The 25330-nt window shown below is 67.7% G+C and carries 22 protein-coding genes; 2 read left to right on the top strand and 20 right to left on the bottom strand.

The features are described from left to right. Window positions 1-154: 154 nt before the first annotated feature. Window positions 155-2131, bottom strand: coding sequence for an excinuclease ABC subunit UvrB (gene uvrB, locus ACZ5UM_RS05770; RefSeq protein ID WP_464847420.1), 1977 nt, complete (start codon window positions 2129-2131; stop codon window positions 155-157). A 78-nt stretch (window positions 2132-2209) separates the two neighbouring features. Between uvrB and ACZ5UM_RS05765 the strand changes: the two genes are divergently transcribed. Beyond that, window positions 2210-2965, top strand: a complete 756-nt coding sequence (locus tag ACZ5UM_RS05765) for a geranylgeranylglyceryl/heptaprenylglyceryl phosphate synthase (protein WP_464847419.1) — start codon at window positions 2210-2212, stop codon at window positions 2963-2965. A gap of 113 nt (window positions 2966-3078) precedes the next feature. Here the strand turns inward: ACZ5UM_RS05765 and ACZ5UM_RS05760 are convergent, their stop codons facing one another. The 11 genes from ACZ5UM_RS05760 to prfB all read right to left on the bottom strand — a co-directional run bounded on the left by ACZ5UM_RS05760 (window position 3079) and on the right by prfB (window position 14652). Further along, entirely contained in the window at window positions 3079-3987 is a 909-nt protein-coding gene (locus ACZ5UM_RS05760; RefSeq protein ID WP_464847418.1) for an ABC transporter permease, read from the bottom strand. 12 nt (window positions 3988-3999) lie between these two features. Further along, a complete protein-coding gene (locus ACZ5UM_RS05755) occupies window positions 4000-4995 on the bottom strand; it encodes an ABC transporter permease (RefSeq protein ID WP_464847417.1) in 996 nt (331 codons plus the stop codon). 83 nt (window positions 4996-5078) lie between these two features. Continuing rightward, window positions 5079-6800 (bottom strand): ABC transporter substrate-binding protein, encoded by a 1722-nt coding sequence (locus tag ACZ5UM_RS05750; RefSeq protein WP_464847416.1) that lies wholly within the window; start codon window positions 6798-6800, stop codon window positions 5079-5081. A 236-nt stretch (window positions 6801-7036) separates the two neighbouring features. Continuing rightward, window positions 7037-7723 (bottom strand): hypothetical protein, encoded by a 687-nt coding sequence (locus ACZ5UM_RS05745; protein ID WP_464847413.1) that lies wholly within the window; start codon window positions 7721-7723, stop codon window positions 7037-7039. Window positions 7724-7813: 90 nt separating this feature from the next. Continuing rightward, on the bottom strand, window positions 7814-9046 hold the full coding sequence (locus ACZ5UM_RS05740; protein WP_464847412.1) for a S41 family peptidase: 1233 nt from the start codon (window positions 9044-9046) through the stop codon (window positions 7814-7816). A gap of 162 nt (window positions 9047-9208) precedes the next feature. Beyond that, window positions 9209-10369: a murein hydrolase activator EnvC family protein gene (locus ACZ5UM_RS05735; RefSeq protein ID WP_464847411.1), complete on the bottom strand. Its 1161-nt coding sequence runs from the start codon at window positions 10367-10369 to the stop codon at window positions 9209-9211. A 17-nt stretch (window positions 10370-10386) separates the two neighbouring features. Continuing rightward, a complete protein-coding gene (gene ftsX / locus ACZ5UM_RS05730) occupies window positions 10387-11310 on the bottom strand; it encodes a permease-like cell division protein FtsX (protein ID WP_464847407.1) in 924 nt (307 codons plus the stop codon). Continuing rightward, on the bottom strand, window positions 11300-11989 hold the full coding sequence (gene ftsE / locus ACZ5UM_RS05725) for a cell division ATP-binding protein FtsE (RefSeq protein ID WP_464847403.1): 690 nt from the start codon (window positions 11987-11989) through the stop codon (window positions 11300-11302). The genes ftsX and ftsE overlap by 11 nt, the downstream gene beginning before the upstream one ends. Window positions 11990-12220: 231 nt before the next feature. Beyond that, on the bottom strand, window positions 12221-12958 hold the full coding sequence (locus tag ACZ5UM_RS05720) for a WecB/TagA/CpsF family glycosyltransferase (RefSeq protein ID WP_464847401.1): 738 nt from the start codon (window positions 12956-12958) through the stop codon (window positions 12221-12223). A gap of 42 nt (window positions 12959-13000) precedes the next feature. Then, a complete protein-coding gene (locus ACZ5UM_RS05715) occupies window positions 13001-13414 on the bottom strand; it encodes a hypothetical protein (protein WP_464847398.1) in 414 nt (137 codons plus the stop codon). 118 nt (window positions 13415-13532) lie between these two features. After that, window positions 13533-14652 (bottom strand): peptide chain release factor 2 gene (prfB, locus tag ACZ5UM_RS05710; protein ID WP_464847397.1). Its coding sequence is split into 2 segments (ribosomal slippage): window positions 13533-14582 and window positions 14584-14652, totalling 1119 coding nucleotides; the frame shifts between segments, so codons are not numbered across the junction. 140 nt (window positions 14653-14792) lie between these two features. Between prfB and ACZ5UM_RS05705 the strand changes: the two genes are divergently transcribed. Next, the gene (locus tag ACZ5UM_RS05705; protein WP_464847394.1) at window positions 14793-15605 is read left to right on the top strand and encodes a pyrroline-5-carboxylate reductase dimerization domain-containing protein; all 813 of its coding nucleotides are present in this window, start codon (window positions 14793-14795) and stop codon (window positions 15603-15605) included. Window positions 15606-15648: 43 nt separating this feature from the next. On the opposite strand, the gene ACZ5UM_RS05700 is transcribed toward ACZ5UM_RS05705, so the two are convergent. The 8 genes from ACZ5UM_RS05700 to ACZ5UM_RS05665 all read right to left on the bottom strand — a co-directional run bounded on the left by ACZ5UM_RS05700 (window position 15649) and on the right by ACZ5UM_RS05665 (window position 24980). Further along, entirely contained in the window at window positions 15649-16893 is a 1245-nt protein-coding gene (locus ACZ5UM_RS05700) for a cation:proton antiporter (RefSeq protein ID WP_464847390.1), read from the bottom strand. A 3-nt stretch (window positions 16894-16896) separates the two neighbouring features. Further along, window positions 16897-17394, bottom strand: coding sequence for a cation:proton antiporter regulatory subunit (locus ACZ5UM_RS05695; protein WP_464847389.1), 498 nt, complete (start codon window positions 17392-17394; stop codon window positions 16897-16899). Window positions 17395-17525: 131 nt separating this feature from the next. After that, window positions 17526-18677, bottom strand: coding sequence for an aminotransferase class V-fold PLP-dependent enzyme (locus ACZ5UM_RS05690; protein ID WP_464847387.1), 1152 nt, complete (start codon window positions 18675-18677; stop codon window positions 17526-17528). A 90-nt stretch (window positions 18678-18767) separates the two neighbouring features. Next, window positions 18768-19721, bottom strand: a complete 954-nt coding sequence (locus tag ACZ5UM_RS05685) for a peptidase C39 family protein (protein WP_464847385.1) — start codon at window positions 19719-19721, stop codon at window positions 18768-18770. Between the two features lie 24 nt (window positions 19722-19745). Next, a complete protein-coding gene (locus tag ACZ5UM_RS05680) occupies window positions 19746-20657 on the bottom strand; it encodes an ABC transporter permease (RefSeq protein ID WP_464847383.1) in 912 nt (303 codons plus the stop codon). A 16-nt stretch (window positions 20658-20673) separates the two neighbouring features. Then, complete coding sequence (locus ACZ5UM_RS05675; RefSeq protein WP_464847382.1) at window positions 20674-21594, bottom strand: ABC transporter permease; 921 nt, start codon at window positions 21592-21594, stop codon at window positions 20674-20676. A 75-nt stretch (window positions 21595-21669) separates the two neighbouring features. Then, window positions 21670-23352: an ABC transporter substrate-binding protein gene (locus ACZ5UM_RS05670; protein ID WP_464847381.1), complete on the bottom strand. Its 1683-nt coding sequence runs from the start codon at window positions 23350-23352 to the stop codon at window positions 21670-21672. A 206-nt stretch (window positions 23353-23558) separates the two neighbouring features. Continuing rightward, complete coding sequence (locus ACZ5UM_RS05665; RefSeq protein WP_464847379.1) at window positions 23559-24980, bottom strand: SLC13 family permease; 1422 nt, start codon at window positions 24978-24980, stop codon at window positions 23559-23561. Window positions 24981-25330 lie beyond the last annotated feature (350 nt).

Genomic DNA, 25330 nt, shown 5'->3' with positions numbered 1-25330 from the left:
CGAAGGGCGGTCCGTCACGGCCAGCCCTTCGGATCCGTGGTCGACTACGTCATCGAACATGCCCCCGACTTGGCGCCGACAACCCAGCCATACAGACAAGGTCAAGCCCCGGCCCCGGGCAAGATGCCCGGAAGCCGGGGTTACAACTACATCATCATGACCGCCGCTTCTTCTCCAGCTCGAAAATGATATCCCGGATCTCCGCCGCCCGCTCGAAGTCCAGATCCTTCGCCGCCTGCATCATCTCCTTGCGCAGCTTCGCCACGACCTTCGGGATCTCGTGCGGCGGCGTGTCCAGCAGGTTGATCGGCGCGGCGTCCGCCACCGGCTTGACCGCCTGGATCACGTCGCGCACCGGCTTCACGATCGTCTTCGGCACGATGCCGTGCTTCCGGTTGTAGGCCTCTTGAATGGCCCGGCGCCGGTTGGTCTCGCTGATCGCCCTCTGCATGGACTGCGTCACCCGGTCCGCGTACATGATCACCTTGCCCTCGGCGTTCCGGGCTGCGCGGCCGATGGTCTGGATCAGGGACCGCTCCGCGCGCAGGAACCCCTCCTTGTCGGCGTCCAGGATCGCCACCAGCGAGACCTCGGGGATGTCCAGCCCCTCCCGCAGCAGGTTGATGCCGACCAGCACGTCGAAGACGCCGAGCCGCAGGTCGCGCACGATCTGCATGCGCTCGATCGTCTCCACGTCCGAGTGCATGTAGCGCACCTTCACGCCGAGCTCCTTCAGGTACTCCGTCAGGTCCTCGGCCATCCGCTTGGTCAGCGTGGTCACCAGCACCCGCTGGTTCTTCTTCACCCGGGCCCGGATCTCCGCGTAGAGGTCGTCGATCTGCCCCTTGATCGGCCGCACCTCCACCTCCGGATCCAGGAGGCCCGTCGGCCGGACGATCTGCTCCACCACCAGGGGCTTCGGCACCCGCTCCAGCTCGTACGGCCCCGGCGTCGCCGACACGTAGATGACCTGGTTGATGCGCTCCTCAAACTCCGCGAACTTCAGCGGCCGGTTGTCCGCCGCCGAAGGCAGGCGGAAGCCGTACTCAATCAAGGTCTCCTTGCGGGACCGGTCGCCGTTGTACATGGCGGCCACCTGCGGGATGGTGACGTGGCTCTCGTCGATCACCAGCAGCCAGTCGTCCGGGAAGAAGTCCAGCAAGGTGTAGGGCGGCTCCCCCGGCTTGCGCCCGGTCAGGTGCCGGCTGTAGTTCTCGATGCCGCTGCAGAAGCCGATCTCCCGGAGCATCTCCAGGTCGTTGCGGGTCCGCTGCTCGAGCCGCTGCGCCTCCAGCAGCTTCCCCTGCGCCCGCAGCTCCTTCAGGCGCGCCTCCAGCTCCTCCTCGATCGACTCCAGGGCCTGCTCCCTTTTCTCGTCCGCCACCACATAGTGGCTGGCCGGGTAGATGGCCACGTGGTTCATCGTGCCGGTGATCTCGCCGGTCAGCGGGTCGAACTCGCTGATGCGCTCGATCTCATCGCCCCACCACTCGCAGCGGATGGCCCGGTCGGTCGCGCCCGCGGGGAAGATCTCCACCACGTCGCCCCGGACCCGGAACTTGTTGCGGACGAAGTTGTGGTCGTTCCGCTCGTACTGGATGTCCACCAGGCGCCGCAGGATGTAGTCCCGGTCCACCTGGTTGCCCACCCGCAGGGAGACGGCCAGGTCCTTGTAGTCCTCCGGCGAGCCCAGGCCGTAGATGCAGGAGACCGAGGCGACGATGATGACGTCCCGCCGCTCAAACAGCGCCATCGTCGCCGAGTGGCGCAGCTTGTCGATCTCGTCGTTGATCAGCGCGTCCTTTTCGATATACGTATCGGTCGAGGGAATGTAGGCTTCCGGCTGGTAATAGTCGTAATAAGATACGAAGTACTCGACCGCGTTCTCCGGGAAGAACTGCTGGAACTCGGAGCAGAGCTGCGCGGCCAGGATCTTGTTGTGCGCCAGGACGAGCGTGGGCTTCTGGACCCGCTCGATGACCTTGGCGATGGTGAACGTCTTGCCGGTGCCGGTGGCGCCCAGCAGGATCTGCTCACGCGCGCCGCGCAGCACGCCCTCCGACAGCCGCTCGATGGCCTGAGGCTGGTCACCCGTGGGTTCGAACGGCGCAACGACCTTGAAGGGCTTCACCCGATCTCCCCCCTCGGCTTGAATCTTCTCCAGTATACTGCACAAACATACGTTTGCCAACCAGAAGGAGCGATGGACATGTCCACCTCGCCGGTGACCTGGCCGCCGGCCCCCAACTGGCGCGCCTGGCGGCACGTCACCAAGCTCGACCCCGACCGGCCGCTGTCTGCGGCGGCGCTGCAGGCGGTTTACGAAAGCGGCACCGACGCGATCGTGCTGGGCGGTTCCACCGGCATGACCCAGCAGGCGGTGCTCGACCTGCTGGGGAGGCTGGCCGACGCCCCCGTGCCTGTCGCCCTGGAAGTCTCCACGCTGGATTCGGCCGTGCCGGGGCCGGCCCTGTTCCTCATCCCCCTGGTGCTGAACGCGCCCGACAGCCGGTGGATGGGCGGCGCCCAGGCCGCCGCCATGGCCCGGCTCCTGCCCGTCGTCGGCGAGTATATCCCTTGGGACCTGCTGCTGCCCGAGGCGTACCTGGTCCTCAACCCCGATTGTACCGCGGCCAGGGTGACCGGGGCGAGGACGGACCTCACGCCCGCGGACGCGGCGGCGTGGGCAGCCTTCGCCGGCCGCGTGCTGCGCCTGCCCGTCCTCTACGTGGAGTACAGCGGGACCTTCGGCGACATGGCCCTGCTGAAGGCAGTCCGGGCGCACGCCGGCGGGGCGCACGTGATCTACGGCGGCGGCATCCGCTCCGCGGCCCAGGCCGGGCAGGCCGCCCGCCACGCCGACACCGTCGTCGTGGGGAACCTGGTCTACGAAACGCCCGAGCGGCTGCGGGAGACCGTCGAAGCCGTACGCCGGGCCGGCCACCCCGGCCGCCCGGCGCCCTGACCGCCCCCGCATATATGCGCCGCATCCCGGCGGCCGCTCCCAAAACAAACACCGCCCGATTCCCGGCCAGCACGCGCGGGGAATCCGGCGGTTGTTTTCGTTCGCAAAGTGACTCAGCGCTTCAGCTTCGGGTCCAGCGCATCGCGGACGCCGTCGCCGACGAAGTTGAACGCCAGCACGGTGATGAAGATCGCCAGGCCCGGCCAGAACATGAGCCACGGGCCCTGCTTCAGGAAGGAGCGCGACACCGACAGGATCTGCCCCCACGACACGGAGGGCGGCGGCGCGCCCAGCCCCAGGAAGGAGAGGCCGGCCTCCGAGAGGATGGCCCCGCCGATGCGCAGGGTGGCGGAGACGATGATCGGCGCGACCGCGTTGGGCAGGATATGGCGGAAGATCAGCCGGGAGTCCGTGGCGCCCATCGCGCGAGAGGCTTCGGTAAAGTCGCGCTGCCTCAGGCTGAGGAACTGACCGCGCACGATGTACGCCAGCCCCGGCCACGACGTGACGCCGATGACGACCATGATGTTATAGACACTCGGCTTCAGCACCGCGACCACCGTGACCAGCAGGAAGAAGACCGGGATCACGTCAATGGCCTCGGCGATGCGCATGAGCACGATGTCGATCCACGTGCCGCCGTAGTAACCCGCGATCGAGCCGACCAGGGTGCCCAGCACCACGGCGACGCCCATGGCCACGAAGCCGACCGAGAGCGAGATGCGGCTGCCCCAGATGATGCGGGAGAGCAGATCCCGCCCGAGGTTGTCCGTACCCAGCGGGTGCCCGGGCGACAGCGGCGGCAGGAAGCGCGCCGCGGGATTGACCGGGGCGTCCAGCGGTTCGCTGGCCAGGAACGGCGCGAAGATGGCGACCGTGTACAGAAGCACCAGAATGATGAGTCCTGCGACAGCCAGCTTGTTGCGGGCGAAGCGGCGGACGAACTGCCGGAACTGGCTTTCCTCGTGAGCCAGGCCCTGAAGCTGTTCCTGGGCTTCAACGTTGACATTCGGTGCAGCCACGGCAGTTCCCCCCTAGTCGTACTTGATGCGCGGGTCGACCCACACGTAGGCGATATCCACGAGCAGGTACCCGATGACCGTCAGCACGGCGCCCAGCAGCATGACTGACATCGACACGTTGTAGTCACGGTTGTTGACGGCCTGCCACGCCACGCGGCCGATGCCCGGCCATGAGAAGACGTTCTCGATGATGACCGAGCCGCCCACCATGCTGCTGAGGAGGCCGCCCGACACGGCCAGGATCGGCAGCACGGCGTTGCGCAGGGCGTGCTTGTAGATGACGACCTTCTCCGACAGGCCCTTGGCCCGTGCGGTGCGCACGTAGTCCTCCCGCAGCACCTCCAGCATGCTGGAGCGCATGTAGCGGGTGAGGCCGGTCAGGCCGCCGAAGACGATGACCGTCAGGGGCAGGAGCATGTACTTGAACCGGTCAGCGAGCACGCTGAGCCAGCCGTACGTTTCAAAGTTGATGCCGGGGGTGGAGATGCCGTTGGTGGGGATGAGACCGTTTGACTTCATCGCCACGCCCCAGATGAGCATGGTCGCGACCCAGAAGCTGGGGGCCGCCTGTCCGGCGAAGGCCGTGGCGGTCACGATCATGTCCGTCTTGGAGTACTGGCGCACGGCGGAGATGACGCCCAGGGGAATCGAGATCGCGTAGATGAAGAACAGCGCGATGACGTTGAGCCGGATCGTGTTGGGCAGGGCTGCGCCCAGCACGTCCTTGACCGGCAGCCGGTAGTAGTACGACTTGCCGAAGTCGCCCTTCAGCATGTTGCCCACCCAGCGAAAGTACTGAATGTGAATGGGGTCGTTCAGTCCCCACTTCTCGCGAAGGGCCTCTACCGCTGCCGGGTCGGACATGGCGTCCGCCTCGGCGGAGAGGATGACGTATTCGGGACCGCCCGGCGCCAGCTGCATGACCCCGAAGGAGATGATCGTTACGATGAAGAGGAGGGGAATCATGTTCAGCACTCGCTTAATCAGGTATCGAGTCAAACCGGTCACCACCTCACGGCTTCAGCTAGGTGGGCAGAAAGGGGGCGCCGTAGGGGCGCCCCCCACTCATGCCGTCGACTGCGTTCAGCTGATTACTCCTCGATGTACCACTGGTACAGGTAGTCGAGGGTCGCACCGCCGCCCGGGAAGTTCACGACGTTCTTCACCCGCGGGGTGTGGAAGTCGGTGTACAGGTTGGAGTACATCAGGATGACGGGTGCGTCGTTGACGATCAGCTGCTGCGCCTGACCGTAGATCTCCTTCCGCTTCTCCGGATCGGACTCCCGGCGGCCCTCTTCGAGCAGGGCGTTGACCTCGGGGTTGTCGTACCGCATCCGGTTGAAGCTGGTCACCAGGCCGGCCGCGTTGGGCTTGGCCAGGCTGCCGTGGAAGATGGCGTACAGGCTGTCGGGATCGAGGCCCAGGTTGAAGGCCTGGAAGGCGATGTCGTACTCGCCGGGCTGCAGGCGGGTCTCGTTCATGGCGTTGAAGTCCATGAGCTGGACGTTCACCTTGATGCCGACCTTCTCCCAATCCTGGCGGGCCATGGTGGCCAGGGCCTCGATCAGGCTGGAGCCGGCGGTGGCGTAGAAGTCGAGCTCAAGCTTCTCGCCGTTCTTCTCCCAGATGCCGTCGGCGCCCTTGGTCCAGCCGGCCTCCTGCAGCAGCTGCTCGGCGCGGGCCGGGTCGTAGTCCAGGGTCTTCAGGTCCTCCTTGTAGGCCCAGGAGACGGGCGGCAGCGGACCGGGCGGCACCACGGCCTCGCCGTCGAGGGCCACGTCCACGATCGCCTGACGGTTCAGGGCGTGGGTCAGGGCCTGGCGGACACGCACGTCATCCAGCGGAGCCCGCTGCGTGTTGAGCAGCATGTAGCCCCAGCCGTTCCGCTCGTACTGGACCGGGATCAGACGGCCCTCGTACTCGGTGAGCAGCCGCTTGACCTCGGAGGGCGGCGGGGTCTCGACGTCGAGCTCGCCGTTCTCCAGGGCAGCCAGGGCGGTCTGGTCGTCCGGGATGACCTTCATGCGGATGGTCTGGATGAAGGGAGCGCCGCCCTCCTCCTCGCTGCGGAACCAGTTGGGATTCCGCTCGAGCAGGGCGTACTGGCCGCGGACGTACTCCTTGAAGATGTACGGGCCGGTGCCGATCGGGTTCCAGGTCACCTCATGGTTCTCCATGTCGCCGATCTCGGTGCCCTCGAACAGCTTGGCCTGGAGGATACCGTAGTTGATGTTGGTGAAAATCGGCGCGAAGGGCTCGGTGAGCTTGAAGTCCACCGTGTACTTGTCGACGGCGACGATGTCCTCAACCGACGCCAGCGAAGCAGCACGCGGGCCGGTGTAGTCCGGGTGCTTGATCGCCTTCATCGTGAAGACGACGTCCTCGGAGGTGAGCTCCTCGCCGTTGTGGAACAGGACGCCCTCACGCAGCTTGACGCGGAAGGTCAGGCCCTCGTCCAGCGTCTCCCACCACTCGGCCAGGTCGCCCTTCGGGGACCAGTCGAGGTCGAAGTCGAACAGGCTCGAGTAGACCAGGCCGTAGATCATGGAACCGTAAGCCGACGACGACAGGATCGGGTTCAGGTTGTCGGGGTCCTGGGACAGGCGGAGATTCAGCTCGCCGCCAACCTTCGGACCGCTGGGGGCCGGGGTCTGAGTGGACGGGGTCTCGGTCTGGGTGCCGCCCTGCTGCTGCTGCTGCTCACCGCCAGAGCTGGACGGCGGGGCGGACTGCTTGGGGCCGCACGCAGCCAGGACCATGCTCAGCGCGAGCAGGACGGCCGCTGCGGCGAGGGACCTGCGGTTCTTTCTCATCGCTTCTCCCTTGACCTCCTCTGTGCGTTGCTATTGATCAGACTACAGCATTGATTCACCGGTTCACCCTAATTTCCTCTTTGAGACCTACTACCATATTTCTTTTTGCAGGGTAATTGTCGCAGACGAAAGTGTTTTTTCGGTCAGTTCGGCGCGCCGAACCGCCCCGGCCGGCTGGCCGGGGCTGTTTGCCCACAATACGCGCAGACGGCGCCGGTCTCCCGGCGCCGGTGCGTTCAGTCTCCTCCGCAGCCGCAGTCCCTGTCCCTCTCTCTCCGGCGGACAGGGAACCGCACGGGCGGGTCGCAGTCATCCACCTCGGGCGGGCAGCCCTGGACCGAGGCGGCCGACGGGCACCTGCGGGCCCGCACCGACCCGAATGCGGGCACCAGCAGCTTGACGTCGGCGGTCACGGTCAGCACGGTGCAGAGCTGAATCGTGCAGCAGACGTTGGGCTCCCCTTCTCCCGCGCCGGGCTGCACCGTGCAGATGCAGGTTCCCTCGACGTCGCAGGTCACGTCGGTGCCTTCCGGTGCGCACAGGACCACCCGTTTCGGGAACGTGACGGTCCGCTCCACCAGGACCGGCTGGGCGCCCATGGTCGGCTGCACCTGAAGCTGCAGCGTCAAGGTGATCTGGATGGAAACGATGGCGCGGCCTTCGTCGCCGTTGGTCACCGGTTGCCGGTCGGCGACCTCCTCGCACTGAATCTGGGTGATGCGACAGCTAAGTATGGACCCGTCAGCACCCAGATCGGGAAGGGTGAAGCACCGCTCCAAGAGGTCTTCCTGCGAACAGAAGTCAAACACCTTCCTGGCATCCACCAGGACGATCTCCCGCGGGGCCGGACAGTGGCCGCCCCGGATCGGCCCCGGTACGACTCTCATCTCCGTCCCGGCCGTCGCATCTGTGTGGCTCGCCATAGGTTCACCCCTGTCTGCAGGGTATGTGCAGACCCGCCCAAAGGTGAAGCGAAAGCCGCCCCGGCTCACGTCCCGGGGCGGCCGTTTTCGTCAGCGCTTCATCTCCCGGATGTGCCGGATGGCGGCCTCCAGCTGCGGGTCACCGGGCTCGCCGGGGAAAATGCGGTCGGGATTGGCCACCGGAATGTCCGGCTCCACGCCCTGGCCGTCGATCGAATGCCCGCCGGCCGTCAGGTATTTGGCCGTCGTCAGCTTGATGCCCGAGCCGTCCTGCAGCCGCCAGAAGGTCTGCACCGAACCCTTGCCAAAGGTCTTCTCGCCGATCAGCACCCCGACGCCTGCATCCTTCACCGCCCCGGCCAGGATCTCCGAGGCGCTCGCGCTGCCGCCGTCGATAAGCACCACCAGCGGCTGGTTCCACTTCTCCGCCTCGCGGGCGGTCAGGGTCCGCTGCTCCTTGCCCCGCTCCACGATGTGGACCACCGGCTCACCGGTGGGCAGGAAGAACGAGGCGATCTCCACGACCTCATCCAGCAGCCCGCCCGGGTTGTGCCGCACGTCGAAGATCAGCCGCGTCATGCCCTGGCGGCGCAGGTCCGCGATGGCTTCCTTCACCTGGTCAGCGGCGCCCTTCTTGCTGAACTCGAACAGCTGGATGTACCCGATGCCCGCCGCCTGGTCGATCATGCGGGAGTCAAGCACCGGCACGGTGATGGTGTCGCGCGTGATCACGAACTCCAGCGGCTCGGGTTCGCCCTCCCGCCGGACCAGCAGCCGCACCTGCGTCCCCTTCGGCCCCTTGATCAGCGCGACGGCCTCGTTCAGGCTCATCCCGGTGATGTCGCGGCCGTCCACCTGGATGATGGCATCGCCCGTGCGCAGCCCCGCCCGGGCGCCCGGACTCCCCTTGATGGGCGAGACCACGGTGAGCAGGCCGGTCTTCTGGGAGATCTCCACGGTCACGCCGATGCCGCTGAAGGTGGGTTCAAAGCCCTGGACGAACGTCCGGTACTCGTCAGGCGTGAAGTACGTCGAGTACCTGTCGCCCAGCGCCTCGACCATGCCCCGGAGCGCGCCGACGTTGAGGGTTTCGGCGTCGACCTCTTCCACGTACTGCCCCTGAATGGCCCGCATGACCTCTTCCAGCCGCTCCACCTGGAGCCCCGACTCCGTGGAGCCGGCCGCGGGAAGCCGGTCCCGCAGCTGCGACATCTGCTGGTGGACGGCCGGCGGCCAGCCCAACGCGCCCATCGCGTAGCTGACCACACCCGTCACCGCGGCCAGGAGCAGCGACAGCCCGAATCCCATGCGGCGCTCGTCCATCTTCAGCGTCATCCTCTCTCTGGCAAACAAGCCTCTCCCCCATGTGTATCAGGGGCTAACCAGGAGTATACTCCGCAGATTCCTTTGTGGTCAAACGACGCGTGCAAAACCCGAGGGGGCCCGGTCCGCTCGTGCGGTCCGGGCCCCCTTCCGCGGCGCGGCCTACCACTTGATGTAATCCAGCGGGTTCTTCTGCACCCCGTTGACGTGGATCTCCAGGTGCACGTGAGGCCCCGTCGACCAGCCCGTCGAACCCGCGAGCGCGATGGGATCGCCCTGGCTCACGGCCTGGCCGGGCGCGACCAGGATCTTGCTGTTGTGCGCGTACCACGAGGTAATGCCGCCGCCGTGGTCGATGATCACCAGGTTGCCGAAGACGTCGTCGTAGCTGGTCTGCAGCACCACCCCGGTCTCGATGGCGTAGACCGTCTGGCCCCAGTTGGCCGCGAAATCGGTGCCGTAGTGCATGCGCTGGGTGCCGAGGATCGGATGCCAGCGCATACCGAAATGGTCGGTGATGATGACCGGCGTCACCGGCGGGATGGGGGCGAAGATGCCGGCCTGCCGGTTCAGCTCCCGCACCAGGGCGGCCACCTGCTCGGCGAGCTGCTGGCTGTACCGCTCCATCTCGTCGAGCTGGGCCGCCAGCGCCTGCCGCCGGTCCTCCAGCGAGCGCGACACCTGCTCCCGCTCCATCCGCTTCGCCAGCACCGTGGCCTGGTACGCCTCGGCCTCCGCCTTCAGCGCGGCGAGCCGGGTCTTGCGCCCTTCCACCTGCCGCTCCTTCTCCTCCAGGGCGAGCTTCTCGGCCCTCACCAGCTCCACCAGCTCGCGGTCCTTCCGCGCGAGCATCGCGAGGATCTCCGCGCGGCTGATGAACTCCCGGAAGCTCGCGGCGCCGAAGAGCACGGAGAGCTTGTCCACCGGGCCGTACTCCCGCATGGCCCGGATCCGGTCGCCCAGGATTTCCCGCTTCTCCGCGTAGCGGGCCCGCGCGTCGGCCACCTCGGCCTGCACCTGCTCCAGCTCGGCCAGGACCTCTTCATATTCTGCGGTGACGATCGCCAGATTGGCGTTGGCCGACACCAGCTCCGCCTCCACCAGCCGCAGCTGCGCCTCCGCCTCCTGAGCCTGGAACGCGACGTCGGCCAGTTCGTTCTGCACTTCCTTCTGCCTCTGCCTGACGGCCTCCAGGTCGCGCTGCGCCTGCTCCAGCTGTGCCCGGATGTCGTTGGCCTGGGCGGAGAAAGGCTGAAGCGGCAGGGCCAGGTTCACGAGCAGTGCCGTCAGGGCGACCAGCGCCCAGCGTAGTCGTCTGTGCATCGCGACGGACACCCCCATTACACCTTCAGGAAGCGGTGCAGCGAGAAGTAGCTGGCCAGGGCCCCCAGCACCGCCCCCAGCCCCAGCAGGGCCAGGGTGAGGTCGGTCAGGATCGCCTCGGCGGGCACCAGGGGCAGGAACGGAATCGACTGCTGGATCGCGGGCGTCAGCCGGATGTAGCCCCAGGCCGTGACGCCGCTGGCGATCGCTGCGCCCACGGCCCCCAGCAGCATGCCTTCCAGCACGAACGGCCGCCGGATGTACCAGTCGGTGGCGCCCACCAGCTTCATGATGGCGATCTCCCGCCGCCGGGCGTAGACCGACAGGCGGATCGTGTTGGAGAGCGTGAGCACGGTGGCGAAGACCAGGAGCAGGACCAGAGCCAGGCCGCCGATGCGCACCGCGCGGGTGAAGGCCAGCAGGTCCGCCACGATCTCCTTGCCGTAGTCGACCTTGGCCACGCCGGGCATGGCCTGGATCTGCTCGGCCACCTCGGCCACCAGCTGTACGTCCGTCACCTTCACGTAGATCTCGTCGGAAAGGGGATTCTCGTCGCCCTCATAGCCGGCCAGCAGGTCTGCCTGTGCCGGATCCGCCTGCTTCATCTGCTCGAGGGCCTCGTGGCGGCTGAGGAAGGTGAGCTGCTCCACGTTGGGCAGGTTCCGGATGCGCTCCAGAAGGGCCTGGATCTCCGCCTCAGTGAGGTCCCGCTGACCGCATTTCACCTCTTCCCGCCGGGCCGTGCAGAGGTAGCCCTTGATCTCCACCTGGCTCTCGGCGGTAGCCGCCGTCTCCTCCAGGTTGACGGCCAGAAGCGCGACGACGGCCAGCACCAGAAGCGTCACCGCGACCGAGAGCATGGAGGCCAGCGACATCAGATTGCCGCGCGCGGTGTTGTGCAGGGCGTCGCGCAGCGCGGTGACCCATCCTCTAAGACTCATGGCCGTAGGTCCCCCTGTTCTCGTCGCGCACCACGCGACCCCGCTCCAGGGCAATGACGCGCTTCTTCATGCTGTCCACGATCTCCGCCGCATGGGTGGCCACCACCACCGTGGCGCCCATCTGGTTGATCTGGTTCAGGAGGTTCATGATCGCCCAGGTGTTCTCGGGGTCCAGGTTGCCGGTGGGCTCGTCGGCGATGACCAGCACCGGGTTCCGCACGATGGCCCGCGCCACGGCGACCCGCTGCTGCTCGCCGCCCGACAGCTCCGCCGCCAGCGCCCGGCTCTTGTGGCGCAGGCCGACCAGCTCGAGGGCAGCCGGCACCCGCCGCACCACCTCCCGCCGGGGCACGTCGGTGCACTCCAGGGCGAAAGCGACGTTCTCGAACACGGTGCGGTCCGGCAGCAGCTTGAAGTCCTGAAAGATGACCCCGAGGCTGCGCCGCAGGTAGGGCACCGCCCGCCGGGGCAGACGGGCCACATCCTTGCCGTCCAGGATCAGCTGGCCCGATGTCGGCAGCTCCTCCCGGTAGAGCAGCTTCAGAAGCGTGGACTTGCCGGCGCCGGACGGACCGACCAAAAAGACAAACTCCCCCCGCTCAACCCGCAGGTTGACGTTGTCGAGGGAAGGGGTTTTCATATGCGGATAGACCTTGGTCACGTTAATAAATTCGATCACGCGGGATCACCCCACCGGTTGTTTCCTAAATACGCTGCTGAGACGGTCGATCCTTCACAATTTCGAAGGTGTAACGTGAAACTTTACCAGGGACTTCGACGAGGATGCAGACCTTCCCTTCCTGGTCGTGATATTCTAGGTCATGCCAAATATGGCTGACCTTCCAGAAGGCGGCAGCACCAACCGACCCACCCGGTCCCCCGGGTGGGTCGACGCATCCACATGCGGTTGTCAGGCGCCGCGGCGGGCGCGGGCCCTGAGCACGGCCAGGGCGAAGCGCATGAGCGGCGGAAGGCTGCGGCGCAGCCTGCGGAGCCGCACGATGCGGTAGAGCCACTCCAGGTTGGCCCGGATCATCCACTGCGGCGCGCGGGGCACGGCGCCGGCCCACACGTCGATGGTGCCGCCCACCCCCATCCCCAGCGGAACGCCCAGCCCGGGCAGGTGGCGGTGCAGCCACCGCTCCTGCTTGGGGGAGCCCAGGGCGACGAAGAGCACGTCCGGGCGCGCGGTCCGGATCTGCGCCGACACCTCGTCCTCCTCCTCGGGCCGGAAGAAACCGTCGCGCCAGCCTGCCACCGTGATGCGGGGGTAGGCGGCCTGCAAGCGGCGGGCGGCCTCCCGCACCACCTCGGGCCGGGTGCCCAGCAGGAAAACCCGGCCACCGCCCCGGCGGTCCAGCGCCTTCAGCAGGTTGGTGGCCAGGTCGGCCCCTCCCACCTTCTCCCGGATCGGGGTGCCCAGCAGCCGCGCCGCGAGCACGATCCCGATGCCGTCCGGCACGACCAGGTCAGCCCCGTTGATGATGGCGGCGAGTTCCGGGTCCCGGCCGGCCCGGTCGGCGATCTCCGCGTTCGGGGTGACCACCAGGTGCGGACCGCCCGCGTCAATGAAGCCGAGGCACCGGTCCACGGCCTCGGCCATCGTCACGTCGTCCACACCAATGCTCAGAATCTGCACGCGCTTCATGTCATCCGCCACCGCTCTGCGCCGCGCCGCCCGATGTGCGGACTACGGCTCCAGGATGGTGATCCGGCCCTTCACCATCAGGACCAGGTCGGTCTCCGCGTAGAACCCCCGCCCGTCGTCCCGCGGCACCACGATCAGGTGGTTGGCCGGAATCCGGGCGCCGCCCCGGATGTCGGCGCCGGCGGTCGCGTCCAGCAGGCCGCCCAGCTCCGACACGACGGCCGTCGCGCGGCCCCCGCGCAGCACCAGCTCCGTGCCGGCCGCGCCGACCACGGTGTGACCCGCCGGAACCTCCTCGACCCGGTACAGCGCGACCATGTCCACGTAGGACTTGCTGACCAGCGGGTCGCCGCCGGAGCCCGGCTCGGCGGTCTGGGCCATCACCTGCCCCACCAGCAGGCCCGTAATCAGCGCGGCCGCCGCCAGCAGCGACGGCATCCTCCATCGGTGCGGCATCTGGAGTTCGCTCCCTTCCTCAACCTTCCGCTGTCGGTTTGACGATCGAAGCCAGGTGCGGGTTCCCGTCGGGCCGCGCCGGTCGGCCCTGGACGGGCAGGCCGGCAGGGCAACCCGGTCACGGCCGGGAAAGCTCGCCGCTTGCCCGCTTCTCCAGGTACCCGTAGATGAACGGATCCAGGTCCCCGTCGATCACCGCCTGGGCGTTGCCCACCTCCACCCCGCTGCGGTGGTCCTTGACCAGGGTGTAGGGCTGGAAGACGTAGCTGCGGATCTGGCTGCCCCAGGCGATCTCCATCTGCGGGCCCCGGATCTGGGCCATCTCCTTGTTCTGCTCTTCCAGCTTCAGCTCCACCAGCTTGGAGCGCAGCATCATCATCGCCACGGCCCGGTTCTGCATCTGCGAGCGCTCCTGCTGACACGACACCACGATCCCCGTGGGAATGTGGGTGATCCGCACGGCGGACTCGGTCTTGTTCACGTGCTGTCCGCCCGCGCCGCTGGCCCGGTACGTGTCAATGCGCAGATCCTCGGGCCGGATCTGGATGTCGTCCACGTCCTCTTCGATCTCGGGCATGACCTCCACCGCGGCGAAGGAGGTGTGCCGCCGGCCCGACGCGTCGAAGGGCGAGATGCGCACCAGGCGGTGCACGCCCATCTCCGGCCGCAGGAAGCCGTAGGCGTACGGCCCCCGCACCGCGATGGTGACCGACTTGATGCCCGCCTCGTCGCCGGCCAGCCGGTCCAGCTCCTCGACCTTGAAGCCGCGGTCCTCGGCCCAGCGCACGTACATGCGCAGCAGCATCTCCGCCCAGTCCTGCGCCTCAGTCCCCCCGGCGCCGGCGTGGATGGTGAGAATGGCGTTGTAGGCGTCGTACTTGCCGTTCAGCAGCACCTGCAGCTCGAACTGCCGGATCTGCTGCTCCAGCGCGTCGGCCTCTTCCCGGGCCTCCGCCAGCATCTCGGCGTCGGCGCCCTCCTCCGCCAGGTCGATCATGACCTCCAGGTCCTCCAGCCGGCGCTGGTACGCTTCCAGCTGCTCGACCGGGGCTTTCAGCTGCGCGACCTGCCGGGTGATGCGCCGGGCCCGGTCCTGGTCGTTCCAGAAGTCCGGCGCGGCGATCTGGTGCTCCAGCGCCGCGATCTCCTCAAGCCGCCTGTCGAAGTCAAAGAGACCTCCCGAGTTCTGCGAGTTTCTCGCGCATGCGCTGCGCGCGGCGGGTCAGCTCGTCGTACATGGCAAACCGCCTCCTCCTTTTTCATCGCGTTCTGCATTGTACACCGGCGCTCCGGCCCAGGCAAATCATTCATGGGTGACCGGTCGACCCCGGGCGGAATACCCTGGTGAGCAGTGAACCGCGCTCGGGAGGGTCAGCCTGTGAAAGTCGGCTTTGTTGGCATGGGCAACATGGGGCGGCTGCTGGTGACCGCCCTCGTGCGGGCGGGCGCGCTGGCTCCGGAGGAGGTGCTGATCTGCTCCCGCACGGCCGCCAAGCGGAACCAGGTCACGACCGCGCTCCCCGGGGTGCAGGCCGCATTCGGGTGCGGCGACCTCGCCCGCCGGGCCGAGGTCATCTTCCTCTGCGTGAAGCCCGGGGAGACCGCCGCCGTGCTGGAGGAGATCGGGCCGTACATAACCGCCGGCCATCTGCTGGTGATCATCAACAACACGCTCACCCTGTCGATGGTGGAGGCCCGGACCCCCGCCCGCGTTGCGAAGGTGATCCCCTCCGTCGTCCACGCGGCCGGCCGGGGCGCATCCCTGGTGGTCTTCGGCGGGCGCTGCACCCACACGGACCGCGCCCTGCTGATGCGGCTCCTCGAAGCCGTCAGCCGGCCTTACGTGATTCCGGAGGAAGCGGCGCGCACCGCCTCGGACCTGACCTCCTGCGGCCCGGCCTTCCTCAGCTTCGTGTTTCAGTCCCTGGCAGAAGCCGCCTGCGCGCAGGCCCCGGCCCTCTCCCGGGAGGCCGCTGCGGCCATGGTGCGGGAGACGGTCGCGGCCACCTGCGCGCTCATGGAGCAGACGGGCTACACCTTCGGGGACGTCATCGAACGGGTCTCCACCCCCGGCGGCGTGACCGCCGCGGGGATCGAGGTCCTGCGCGAGCGGTCCGACGGGCTATGGGCGGCGGTGCTGCGCGCCACCGCCGGGCACGAGGCCGCAAAGCGGGCGCAGCTGGAGCTCTGAGATTCGGCATGCGGGGCCGCTCCTCGACGGGAGCGACCCCCGACTAGTGCTTCCCCTCCGCAGGGGCGGCAGGGATCGTGATCTTGCGCCGCGGCCTCGGCTTCTGCCACTTGAACAGCTTGCTCAGCAGGTGGTAGATGCCGGGCGAATGCTTGGCCAGCAGGGGACCCGCCACGGCCAGAACGAGCACGTACAGGGCCGAGAAGGGCTGCAGGACCGGCATCAGGCCGCCGGCCACGCCGAGGTTCGCCATGACGATGGAGAACTCGCCGCGCGCGACGATCGTCAGGCCGATGTTGGCCGACGCCTTGTGCGACAGCCCGGCCGAACGGCCCGCCAGCATGCCCGCCGTGAAGTTGCCGGTGAGGCTCACCGCCGCCGCGATCAGGGCGGGCACGATGGCGCCGCCGAGCCCCATGGGGTCGATGGAGAGGCCGAAGCTGAAGAAAAACAGCGCCCCGAAGAAGTCGCGGAACGGCAGGATGAGATGCTCCACCCGCTCGCGGTGGTCGCTCTCCGCCAGCGCCAGACCAAATAGCAGCGCCCCGATGGCCTCGGCCACGTGCAGCGACTCGCCGAACCCCGCGATCAGCATCAGCGCGGCGAAGACCACGAGGAGGAAGAGCTCGTCCGGCAGCCGGTCGAGGAAGCGGTTGATCCAGGGCATCGCCAGCCGGCTGAGGACGAGCACTCCCGCCATGAATCCCAGCGCCGTGCCGGCGGAGAGGAGGACACCGCCCGGCGACGCCGCGCCGCTCAGTACGAAGCCCGAGACGATGGAGAGGTAGACGGCCAGGAAGATGTCATCGGCCATGACGATGCCCAGGATCAGCTCGGTCTCGGGGTTGGCCGTGCGCTTCAGGTCCACCAGCACCTTGGCGATGATCGCGCTGGAGGTGACGGTCATGGCGCCCGCGGCCACCAGGACCTCCTTCAGCGGCCAGTCCATCAGAAATCCGAAGCCGAAACCGCAGAGCAGGCTGATGCCCACGTGGATCGTGCCGGCCACCAGGATCTTCTTTCCCGACTTCACCAGGCGGCCGATCGAGAACTCGAGCCCCAGGTAGAAGAGGAGGAAGAGCACGCCCACCCGGCCCATGAACGAGATGATCTCGAGTTCGCCTGCGAAGGTCAGGTCGATCAGCCCGATCCTGGGCGCGTGCTGGCCGAGCAGCATGCCCATCACGATCATCAAAGGAACGCTGGAGATCTGCAGCCGGGCCGCCAGGAGGCCGGCGACCGACATCAGGGCGAGCGCCAGTCCCAGTTCAAATATCGCATGCTCCATCGGCTACCGCCCTTCTCCCACGATCAGCCGCTCCAGGGCCTTCACCTGGCCGCGCTCGCCCACCACCACGATGGTCTGCCCGGCGCGAAGCACCTCGTCGGGTCCCGGGTTGATCTTCTTGGACCGGTCCTGGCCGACGATGGCGATGATGGTCGCGCCGGTCGCCTGGCGAACCCGCAGATCGCCGATGCGCTTCCCCGCGCCGGGCGAGTGGGGGTCCAGCTTGTACCACTTGATCATCAGGTCGTTGATGTCCATGTGCACGTCTTCCAGGATCTTGGGCTGGTACGCCAGGCCGCCTACGATCGCGGCCAGCTGCCGCGCCTCGCCGTCCTCCAGCGTCACCACCGAAACCGGCTCGTCCGGATCCTCCGGGTCGAAGTGGTAGAGGGCGCGCCGACCGTCGTCGTGCACCACCACCACCATCTTGTCGCCGCTGCGGGTCTCAATCAGGAACTTGCGACCGATGCCGGGAAGATCGGTCTCCCGAATGCCGGGCATGGCGGGGCCTCCTCTCGTGATTGTGAACCTGTTCACACATCAGACGTCGACGGCATCCGTTTGCAAGGATACCTGTCCGGGCGCAAGGAGAGAGGCCGCTCCCGTTGCGGGAAGCGGCCGCGGGAACTGCACTACGCGCCCTGCGCCAGCGGCCGGAGCGCCTCCGCCAGTTTCGCCAGCTCCTCCTCCGTGTTGTAGAAGCCGGTGGAGAGCCGCAGGCTGCGCGGGTGCGGCACCGTCCGGACGATGATGCGCTGCTGCGCCAGGGCCCTGAGCACCCGGTCAGGGTCGGCGTTCACCTGGAAGGTGACCAGCCCGGCGGTCTCGGGCGGCGTGACCACGGTCACCCCGGGCACCTCAGCCAGGATCTCCCGGGCCGCGGCGGCCAGGCGGCGGATCCGCCCGAAGGCCCAGTCCGTGCCGGCCTCCTCCGTCAGCCAGCGGCACGCGGCCAGCTGTCCGGCCAGGTTCGCGGGCTGCACCGTGCCCTGCTCCAGCTTCTGCACCCCGCCCTTCGGGAGGAGCCCCCCGTACAGGTCATAGGCCTGCGCGGTGCCGTACCCGGCGAAGGTGATGCGGAGCTGCGCGGCCGCCGCCCGCGTGCCGTACAGGGCGCCGGCCCCCTCGGGGCCGCAGAGCCACTTCTGCCCGGTGACCGCGTAGAAGTCGACCCCCAGTTCCCTGACGTTCACCGGGATGGCGCCGAAGGACTGCGCGCCGTCCACCAGCACGAGCACGCCGTGCCGGTGTGCAACATCGGCGATCTCCCGGATGGGCAGCACGGCCCCGGTGATAAAGGAGACGTGCGAGAGGGAGATCAGCTTGGTGCGCGGGGTGATCAGCCGCTCGATCACCGCCGGCGCCTCCTCGGGCCGGTCCAGTACGTCGGCGATCTTGATCGTGATCCCGTACCGCTCGCGGGCGGCAAACAGCGGGAACAGCGCGCCCGGGTGCTCCAGGTTGGTCGTGATGGCCTCGTCGCCGGGCTGCCAGTTCACGCCGAGCGTGACCAGGTTCATGCCGTCGGTCGTGTTCTGCGTGAGGGCGATCTCCTCCGGCTCACAGCCGAGCATCGCCGCGTGCTTCGCCCGGACCTGGGCCTTCAGCTGGCTGAGCTGTACGTAGTAATCCGATGCAATGCGCCCATCGGCGAACTGGGCCGCGAGCGAATCGACCATCGCCGCGCGCACCGGCTCCGGCAGGGGGCCGGCCGTCCCGGTGTTCAGGTAGACCTGGCTGCTCAGGGCCGGAAGCTGGGATCGGATCTGGGTCAGCTTCTCCATGCACGCACCTCCCGGGCATTTGTGGGCATACACCACGCGGCCCGCCGGCGACACCGCACCTCGGGTCGCGCCGCAGTAACGCCACACCTATTATAAACCCGCCGGCGCGGACAGGGGTTCCAAAATGTAGACCACGCCGCTCCTGTCCAGCCAGGCCCGCCGGAACAGGTCGCGGCGGTAGATCCGGCGCACTTCGCCGTCCGTCGGCGCGGCGGGGTCGTTGACGATCACGTCGCCGTCGGCGGTAAAGCCGCGCACCACCAGGATGTGTCCCGCCGTGCGCGGAATCGGCGCGTTCGGCAGCCACGACCGGTCGTACGCCACCGTCGCGATGACCGGCCGGCCGCGGGCGATCCACCGTTCCAGCTCGGCGAAGCCCCCGAAGCGGTCCACGTACGCCCGGAAGCCCCGCGTGGCGGCGTAGGCGGTGTTGAACGGCCAGTTCCCGTGGCCGTCGTAGACGGCATCGTACACCCCGGGCACCGTCTCGTCGGGAATCGACTCCACGTGGCCGTAGTACGCCATCACCATGGCCAGCGAGACCGGGCTGCACCACACGTTGCCGCCGTCGGGGAAGACCATCTGCGACCGCATGGGCACGTCCAGGTCCACCCCCCAGGCGGGGGTGTGGGGCGGCTCGTCCGCACGCTCGTCCTTCCGCACGGCGGCGAGCCAGAGCCGGTGCAGCGCCGCCCCCTGCAGTTCCACCCGGAACTGGTACGCGTCGGCCGGGCGCGTGAGCAGCAGCGTGTCGGTCTCCAGCCGCCCGAACGGCTCGTGCGCCTGCCCGGCCACCGAGGCCCGGGGGCCGGCCGAGGACCAGCGGCCGAAGCTGAACCAGGGGGACCAGGCGCCGTCCACGCGCGCCCGCAGCGAGACCTCGATCCGCGCGCCCGCACCATTCCAGGAAGCCACCGCCCAGTCGAAGGGCGCGGCCTCCTGCACCGGACCGGTCCAGACGCCGTCGCCCGCCAGCCCTTCCGGCCCCGGGCGGGTGCCCCGGTGCTCCCCGGCAGAAAAGGATTCACAGCCATAGAGCGCCACAGCCGAGCCTCCTCCCTTGAAGCCTCATCGCTTCTGGGTGCGGGGATCCAGGGCGTCGCGCAGACCGTCGCCCAGCAGGTTGAACGCCAGCACGGTGAGCATGATCATCGCGCCCGGCGCCAGCGACATCCAGGGCGCGTGCCGCAGGTATGACCGCCCCTCGTAGATCATGGACCCCCAGGTCGCGGTGGGCGGCTGCACGCCCAGCCCCAGGTAGCTCAGCGACGCCTCGCTCATGATCGCCCCGGGGATGCCCAGCGTGACCGCCACGATGATCGGCCCCAGGGCGTTGGGCAGGATGTGCCGGAGGATCACCCGGGCATCGCCCGCCCCGGCCGCCCGGGCCCCTTCCACGAACTCGCGCTCCTTCAGGGCGAGCACCTGGCCGCGGGTGAGCCGCGCCATCCCGGCCCAGCCCACCACCGACAGGGCGATGAACAGGTTGATCAGCCCGCGGCCCAGGGCGAACATGATGGCGATCGCGAAGAGCAGGTCGGGGAAAGCGAACAGCACGTCCACCGTGCGCATGATGATCCGGTCCACGCGGCCCCCGTAGTAGCCCGCCAGGGCGCCCATCGTCACGCCGATCACCAGGACGATGGCCTCGGCGACGAAGCCCACCAGCAGGGAGACGCGCGCGCCGTAGATCACGCGCGAGAGCACGTCGCGGCCGAGGTGGTCCGCGCCGAGCCAGTACGTGCCCTCCCCCAGCGCGTCGAAGGCCGTGCCGGGTCTGGCCAGCTTCAGGAAGAGATCCTGCTTGTTGGGGTCCGCCGGCGCCAGCACGGGGGCCAGCAAGGCCAGGATGACCAGCAGGATGATGAAAACCAGGCCTGCCATTGCCAGCTTGTGCTGCCGCAGGCGGTGCCACGCCGTCTTGCTCCGGGGTTCGGCGCCGGCGGAAGCAGGTGCCCGGACCTGTACGGATACAGCCATGGCCTCCGCTCCTTTCCTAGGTCATGCGGATGCGGGGATCGACCAGCGAGTAGCTGATGTCGACGATGATGTTCATCACCACGAAGATCACGGCGGTGAGCAGCACGGTGGCCTGAATCACCGGGAAGTCCAGCGCGTTCAGCCCGCGGATGGTCACCAGCCCGAGGCCGGGGATGCCAAACACCGACTCGGTGAGGATGGAGCCGGTGAGCAGCCCGCCGATCTCCAGCCCCACCACCGTGATGACCGGGATCAGCGCGTTCTTCAGCGCGTGCTTGAAGACGACGACCCGCCCGCTGAGCCCTTTGGCCCGGGCGGTGCGGATGTAGTCCTGGCTGACCACGTCCAGCATGGAGGAGCGCGTGTACCGGGCGATCGAGGCCGCGTAGCGCGTGCCCAGCACCAGTGCGGGCAGAACCAGGTGCCTGAGCGTGTCAAACCCCGAGATCGGCAGCCATCCCAGCCGGTAGCCGAACAGCAGCTGGGCCACCATGGCCACCCAGAAGACCGGGGCGGAGATGAACGAGAGCGCCGTCACGGTGGCCATGTAGTCGATGGCTGTCCCGCGGTTCAGCGCCGACAGGATGCCGATGGGCACCCCGATGAGGACGGAGACCAGCACCGCTGACGCCGTGAGCTTCAGGGTAGCGGGCATGGCGCTGCGGATCATGTTCATCACGGGCTGCTGGGTCTGAAACGACTTGCCCAGGTCCCCCCGCAGCGCCTTGAGAAGGAAGTCCGCATACTGCACCGGCAGCGGGCGGTCGAGCCCCATCTCGCGGCGGATGCGCTCGATGGTGGCCGGATCGGCCTTCTTCTCGAACGCGACGGCCACCGGGTCGCCCGGGACGACGTGCATCAGGATGAAGGTGATGAGGCTGACCCCCAGGAGGACGGGAATGCCCGCCCAGAGGCGGCGTACGATGTATGCGAGCAAGTTGATCCTCCCCCATTGCCAATCGGGGTGGGGACCCGGCCAGGCCGAGGCCCCCACCGCCCGATGGCTGCGGATTTACGGAACGTCCTTCCAGACGGTCTTGTAGTCGTACACGAAGACCGGGTTCAGCTGGAAGCCGTGCACGTACGGCTGGCTGACGAAGTAGGACTTCAGGTGCCACAGCGGGATCATGGCGTACTCCTCGTAGAGGAGGCGCCGCTCCAGCTCCTGGTAGTCCCGGCTGCGCCGCGCGACGTCGGTGTCCACCCGCGCCCGCTCCAGGACCGCGTCCACCTCCGGGTCATCCACGCCAACCGACATGGCCGTGGAGCTGGAGGAGTGGAAGAAGGTCCAGAGGAAGTTGTCGGGGTCGGGGTAGTCGGCGAACCAGTTGCCCTGGTTGGCCGGGATCTCGCCCCGGGACCGTGCGGCCGCGTACGTGGCCGAATCGTAGATCTCCACCACGTAGTTGAGGCCGACCTCGCTCAGCATCTGCTGGATGGCCAGGTTCGTGTCGGTGACCTTGTCGCCGTCCCGCTGCCAGGCGGTGATCGTCAGCCCCTCCAGACCGGCCTCCCGGATGATCTGCTTGGCCCGCTCGGGGTCGTAGGGGAACCCGGGGGCGTCGGTGAGCGCACCGACGATGCCCGGGGCGGTCAGGCCTGCGGCCGGAATGCCGGTGCCGTTGTGGATCGTGTCGATGATCTTCTGCCGGTCAATGGCCAGAGACACGGCCTCCCGCAGCCGCTTGTCAGGGTAGAACTTGTGGTTCAGCACCAGGTAGTAGGTGTTCAGGGTCGTGGTCTCCCAGATCTTCCACCGGCCGGACTGGGTGGCGTTCTCCCACTCCACCGTGGGGATGTCGTTGCTGTCGAGGTTGCCCATCTCGAACTCCAGCCAGCGGGTCGACTCGTCCGCGATCACCCGGTACTCGATCGCATCCAGGAACGGATAGCCATCCTCGAAGTAGTCCGGGTTGCGCTCCAGGACGATCAGCTCGTTGGGCCGCCACTCCTTCAGCCGGAAGGGGCCGGTGCCGACGGGCTCCCGGGCGAACGCCTCGCCCTTCTCGCCGGCGTAGTCGGCCGGCAGGATCGAGGCCGGCGCCGTGGCCAGATTGCTCAGGAACGGCCCGAAGGGCTCCTTCAGGGTGATTTCAAAGGTATACGGGCCCGTGATCTTCAGACCCGCCAGCTCGGTCGCCCTGCCCTCCAGCATCTCGTCGGCGCCGGCGATGTCGTGGAACACCCAGGTGTTCTTCGCCATCGTCTCGGGGCTGAGCATGCGCTCGATGGTGTACTTGACGTCCTTTGTCGTGAGCTCGGCGCCGTTGTGGAACTTCACGCCCTCCCGGAGCCGGAACGAGTACGTTCGCCCGTCCGCGGAGACGGTGGGCATCTCGGCCAGCAGCTCAGGCTCCAGCTCCAGGGTGGTGCCCTTGTAGCGCACCAGGGTGTTGAACAGGTTCCGGGCAAGGCGGTACACCTGCAGCGTCGTGTCCAGCTGCGGATCCATCACCGCCGGCTCAGCCCCGATGGCCATCCGGTAGGTGCCGCCGTAGACTTCGCCGTTGGGCCCCCGCCGGGGCGCGCTGTCCGCCGATCCACCCGAACCCGTTCCTGCCTGGCCCGCATCGCTCTGCGGGGGGCTGGTGCCCCCGCTCTGGCCGCCGTCGGTCTGCGACGGCTTCGAGCACGCGGCCAGGGCCAGCATCAGCACGGCCAGGAGCAGCGCGGTCAGACGTGAGGGACGTTTCATCGTGCACACCCTCCCCATGTGATGACCGGGGGCTTTCCCCCCTCTGTGCCACCCCGGTCTGTCGTTTCATGAGATTTCCGCGCCGATCGCTGTATTCCTCTTCCCACTAGCGCGACGATGCAAAATACTTCGATCACAAGCGCGTCGGCGCCGCACGCGAAACCGCCCCGGACGGCGCCGGGGCGGCCTGTGTGGAATGTGGGGCACTACCGTCCCCAGACCAGCGGGATCCAGAAGTAACCGAAAAGCGTGATCGTGGCGATGGCGGACAGGTTGAGGAAGAACCCGGCCCGGATCATCTGCCGGATCGAGACGTGGCCCGTGCTGAACACGATGGCGTTGGGCGGCGTGCCGACCGGCAGCATAAACGCCAGCGCGCAGGCCAGGGCGCCCACCATCATGAGGGCGGTGGGTCCGGTGCCCAGAGCGCTGCCCAGAGTCGCCAGCACCGGCATGAAGATGGCGGCGACCGCGGTGTTGGACGTGATCTCGGTCAGGAAGGTCATCATGGCAGCGACCGCCAGGACGATGAGGATAAGCGGCGCCCCCGCCAGGGCCTCCAGGAAGCTGGACAGCCACACGGCCACGCCCGTCTTCTGGAAGACGTCCGCGATGCAGAAGCCGGCGCCGAAGAGCAGCAGCACACCCCAGGGCAGCTGCTTCAGCGCCGACGCGTCCAGCAGAAACTCGCCCCCGCCCCGGCTGCTGGGAATGAGATAGAGGAGCAGCGCGCCGAAGATCGCCACCATGGCATCGCAGATGCCCGGCACCACGCCCTTGAGCAGGAACGGGTAGGTGATCCACAGCAGCGCGGTGGCGCAGAACACGCCCAGCACCTTCCACTCCTCGTTGCTCATCGGGCCCAGCTGCGCGAGCTGCCGGCGCACCAGCTCCCGGCTGCCCGGGACGTCGTCGAAGCCGGGCGGCATGACCCGCAGCAGGATCCGCCAGGCGACGAGGGTGAACACCAGGAACAGCGGCATGCCCACCAGCATGTAGTCGAAAAAGCTGATCTCGATGCCCAGGGTCGAGGCGGCCACGCCCACCATGATCGCGTTGGGCGGCGACCCGATGATAGAGCCCACACCGCCGATGGAGGCGGCGTAGGCGATGGCCAGCAGGATGAGCGCGGGGAAGTGCTCTTTGGCTGTGTTCACCTTTTCCCCGTTGCTCACGCGCAGTTCGGTGATCTGCTTGATGACCGCGAGGCCGATGGGCAGCATCATCATCGCCGTTGCGCTGTTGGAGATGAAAGCGGAGATCGCGCCGGTGGCCAGCATGAAACCCAGCACGAGGCGCGGCGGGCTGGTGCCCAGCCCGCTGATGACCCCCAGGGCGATGCGTCGGTGCAGGTTCCAGCGCTCAATGCCCACCGCGATGATAAAACCCCCGAGGAACAGGAAGAGGGTCGGATCGGCGTAAGCGTCCACCACGTCCCCTACCGAACCCAGGCCCAGCGCCGGAAACAGGACGATCGGCACCAGGCTCGTGATGGGGATCGGGATGGCCTCGGTCACCCACCAAACCGCGATCCAGGCCGTACCGGCCAGCGCGGCCACGCCGTCGCGGCCCAGCCCTGCAGGACGCAAGAACAGGTAGATGAGCAGACAGAGCGCAGGGCCTAGCACAAACCCGATCTTCTGAGCAAGGTTCAGCGAGGACTGTTTCTCCCGCGGGACCGAAGAGGGCTGTTTCTCTCCCGTATCCGTGGCCTTTGCGTCCTGCGCGAGCACAGTATCTCTCCTTCCCTGTTGGACTGCAGCAGGTCCTGTACAGAGTCTTCCCCGACTTGACGCCGCCGTTTGACAGGAGGGTCAATTAAAAGGATATATGCAATTTCCGAGTTATACCTTAACGCGCTCAGACTTTTCCCGTCAATTCTCCAAACGGACTATAACCCCGTATTCCTAAGTAGGAAATCCGCGGAATATACAGAATACGACCGCCCGCTCATGGCCGGCGCGCGCAAGACCGCCCC

The sequence above is a fragment of the Symbiobacterium ostreiconchae genome, from assembly GCF_055396975.1.
Note: the sequence above shows the minus strand (reverse complement) of the source record. Positions and strands in the feature narration are given on the sequence as shown.